Here is a 3541-nt window from a genome sequence, read left to right as displayed (position 1 = left end):
CCGGCGACTCGTGCTCGGCCGCGCCCCCCGCGGGCGGCCGGTTCTGCGTCATGTGCTGTGCGGGACCGTCCTGCTCAGAGGGCGTCGTCGCCGTGCTCACCGGTGCGGACGCGAGCCACGTCCTCGACCGGCACGACCCAGACCTTGCCGTCGCCGATCTTGCCGGTCTGCGCGGCGCGCACGATCACCTCGGTGACGCTCGCGGCGTCCGCGTCGGCGACCAGCACGTCGATCTTGACCTTCGGCACCAGGTCCACGGTGTACTCCGCACCGCGGTAGACCTCGGTGTGCCCGCGCTGACGGCCGTAGCCGCTCGCCTCGCTCACCGTCAGACCCCGCACACCCGCCGCCTCGAGGGCCGACTTCACGTCGTCCAGCCGGTGCGGCTGGATGACCGCCGTCACGAGCTTCGTCATCACTTCACCTCCGTCACGACCCGGGCGCCCGCGCCCAGGGACTCGTACGCCGTCTCGCCGTGCGTGGCGAGATCGAGACCGCCAACCTCGTCCTCCTCCGTCGCCCGCAGGCCGATGGTGGCCTTGAGGATGAGGGCGATGACGAGCGTGGCCAGACCGCTGAAGAGCACCGCGCACAGGGCGACGATGATCTGCGTGGCCAGCTGCCCGACGCCACCACCGTAGAACAGGCCGTTCTCGGCGCCGTCCGCGTACCAGGTCGCGTTCGCGTCGGTCGCGAAGAAGCCGATGAGGACCGTGCCGACGAGGCCGCCGACCAGGTGGACGCCGACCACGTCGAGCGAGTCGTCGTAGCCGAACCGGTACTTCAGGCCGACCGCCAGCGCGCAGAGGATGCCCGCGACGACGCCGATGCCGATGGCACCCCACGTGTCGACGGCCGCGGCCGCCGGGGTGATCGCGACGAGACCCGCGACGACGCCGGACGCGGCACCGAGCGAGGTGGCGTGTCCGTCACGGACCTTCTCCGTGGCGAGCCAGGCGAGCATCGCGACCGCGGTGGCGACCGTCGTGTTGACCCAGGCGCGACCGGCGGTGCCGTCGGCGGCGAACTCGGAGCCCGCGTTGAACCCGAACCAGCCGAACCACAGGAGCGCGGCGCCCAGCATGACGAACGGCAGGTTGTGCGGCCGCATCGGCTCGCGGCCGAAGCCGCGGCGCTTGCCCGTGACGATCGCGAGGACCAGGCCCGCGACACCCGCGTTGATGTGGACGACGGTCCCACCGGCGAAGTCGATCGGCGTGGGGAGCGAGCCGGCGAGGAACCAGCCGCCGCCGAGCAGGCCGCCGCCCCAGACCATGTGCGCCAGCGGGATGTAGACGACCGTGACCCAGATCGCCGCGAAGACGAGCCAGGTGTTGAACTTGAAGCGGTCCGCGATCGCGCCGGAGATCAGCGCGACGGTGATGACCGCGAACGTGAGCTGGAAGCCCGCGGCGACGAGGAACGGCACGCCCGTGGCGGCCATGAGGCTCTGCTCGTCGGTCGCGCCCTGCAGGCCGAAGTACTCGAACGGGTTGCCGACGAAGCCGCCGTAGTCGCCGCCGAACGTGGCCGAGTAGCCGTACAGGACCCAGATGAGCGAGACGATGCCGAGGGCACCGAAGCTCATCATCATCATGTTGAGCACGCTCTTGCCGCGCACCATGCCGCCGTAGAAGAACGCCAGGGCGGGCGTCATCAGCAGCACCAGAGACGCGGCGAGGATCATGAACGCGGTGTTCCCGCTGTCGAGTTCGAACATCGAAATCGCCTCTCCCGTCGCCAGCCGGGGGTGGCTGGTCCGGTACCAAAGGTCGGCCAGGACCGTTTCGGCGATGGGCTGAGGGTGTTACAGCGGTGTGACAACGCTCACCCGGGCGTAAACGTTCGGTTTCGTGGTGGGCATCCGTCCAGCAGCGGGCGCCCACCGGGGGCGCCGGGCTACTGCGCGAGCAGCGCGTCGACGAACGCCTCGGGGTCGAACGGCGCGAGGTCGTCGGGGCCCTCGCCGAGCCCGACGAGCTTGACCGGGACGCCGAGCTCACGCTGCACGGCGACGACGATGCCGCCCTTCGCGGTGCCGTCGAGCTTGGTGAGGACGATGCCCGTGACGCCTGCGACCTCGGCGAACACGCGCGCCTGGTTGAGCCCGTTCTGACCGGTCGTGGCGTCGAGGACGAGCAGCACCTCGGCGAGCGGCGCCTCGCGCGTGAGGACGCGCGTGATCTTGCCGAGCTCGTCCATGAGGCCGGCCTTGTTCTGCAGGCGGCCGGCCGTGTCGACGAGCACGACGTCGACCGCCTCGGTCTTCCCCGTGCGCACGGCGTCGAACGCGACCGACGCGGGGTCGGCGCCGTCCTTGTCGGACCGCACGGTCCGCACGCCGACGCGCGAGCCCCACGTCTCGAGCTGGTCGGCCGCCGCGGCGCGGAACGTGTCGGCCGCGCCGAGCACGACCGTGCGCCCGTCGGCGACCAGGACGCGCGCGAGCTTGCCGACGGTCGTCGTCTTGCCCGTGCCGTTGACGCCGACCACGAGCACGACCGCCGGGACAGCCGCGCCGTCCGCGGTGGTGCCCGGGTCGGTGTGCAGCGAGCGGTCGAGCGTCGGGTCCACGATCGCGAGCAGCTGGTCGCGCAGCACGGTGCGCACCTGACCGGGCTCACGCAGGCCCTCGACCCGGACGCGCGTGCGCAGCGCGTCGACGATCTCGGTGGTCGGGCCGGCGCCGACGTCGGCGAGCAGCAGCGTCTCCTCGAGCTCGTCCCAGTCGTCCTCCGTGAGGTGGTCGCGCGACAGGACCTGCAGCAGGCGGGTGCCGAGCGGCGAGCCGGACCGGGACAGGCGGTCGCGCAGGCGGGTCAGACGTCCGGCGACGGGCGCCGGGACCTCCAGGACGGGCGGGCGGTCGAGCTCAGCGACGTCGTCGGGCGCCGCCTCGGGCGGGACGGCCGTCCCGGGAGCGGTGTCGACCGGGACCGGTGTCGCCGCGGGAGCCTGCGGGTCGCCGAAGGGCGCCTCGGGTGCCGGCACGGGCGGCGGCACGTCCTGCGTCGGGGTGCTGCCGCCGCGGCCGCGGCGCAGCGTGACGAGCAGCGTGCCGACGGTGACGACGACGACCGTCGGGATGCCGACGGCGAGGAGGGTGTTGAGGGTGTCCTGGTCCACGCGCACAGTCTCCCTGGGCGGCGGGCGTGCGCGCGAGCCCGCCCACCGACGCGCCGGTGCGACCTGGCCCACACCCGGGGTGGACCGGTCGGTCAGGTCACCGCGGTGCGGCGGTCAGGCGCCGCACCAGGAGGCAGGACGGTGCGCCCGTCAGGCGCCGCGCTGGCGGGGCAGGGCGCGCGCGGCCTTGCGGCTCGCGCGCTGCAGCGTGTCGGCGAGGTCGTCGACCTGCAGGTACGGGTCGCCCTCGTCGGCGGTCGCGCGGAGGAACTCGTCGAGCGACACGTCGACGGGACGCACCGACGCGGCGGCCGCGGCCGCGGTCTGGTCGGCGTCGGGGTGCTTGCGCGCCGCCCAGCCCGCGCGGAACGCGCGCCACGGGCCCGTGCGCTCGTCCCCGGGCGCGCCGGAGCCC

General features: G+C 73.4%; 4 protein-coding genes. All 4 read right to left on the bottom strand.

Annotated features, from left to right (window positions below):
• Window positions 1-74 precede the first annotated feature (74 nt).
• Complete coding sequence (locus tag CTKZ_RS11130) at window positions 75-416, bottom strand: P-II family nitrogen regulator (RefSeq protein ID WP_124343010.1); 342 nt, start codon at window positions 414-416, stop codon at window positions 75-77.
• Complete coding sequence (locus CTKZ_RS11125) at window positions 416-1720, bottom strand: ammonium transporter (protein WP_124343009.1); 1305 nt, start codon at window positions 1718-1720, stop codon at window positions 416-418. The genes CTKZ_RS11130 and CTKZ_RS11125 overlap by 1 nt, the downstream gene beginning before the upstream one ends.
• Window positions 1721-1899: 179 nt before the next feature.
• Window positions 1900-3126 carry a signal recognition particle-docking protein FtsY gene (gene ftsY / locus CTKZ_RS11120; protein ID WP_124343008.1) on the bottom strand — a complete coding sequence of 409 codons (1227 nt, stop codon included), beginning with the start codon at window positions 3124-3126 and terminating at the stop codon, window positions 1900-1902.
• Window positions 3127-3276: 150 nt separating this feature from the next.
• Window positions 3277-3541, bottom strand: a 265-nt coding sequence (locus CTKZ_RS21575) for a hypothetical protein (protein ID WP_160142887.1), incomplete at its 5' end; no start/stop codon positions are given.

The sequence above is a fragment of the Cellulomonas algicola genome, assembly GCF_003851725.1.
GTDB classification, from domain to species: domain Bacteria; phylum Actinomycetota; class Actinomycetes; order Actinomycetales; family Cellulomonadaceae; genus Cellulomonas; species Cellulomonas algicola.
Note: the sequence above shows the minus strand (reverse complement) of the source record. Positions and strands in the feature narration are given on the sequence as shown.

Coding starts and splice junctions, on each gene's coding strand:
- CTKZ_RS11130 (WP_124343010.1), bottom strand. CDS start 416: ATGACGAAGCTCGTGACGGCGGTCATCCAGCCGCACCGGCTGGACGAC.
- CTKZ_RS11125 (WP_124343009.1), bottom strand. CDS start 1,720: ATGTTCGAACTCGACAGCGGGAACACCGCGTTCATGATCCTCGCCGCG.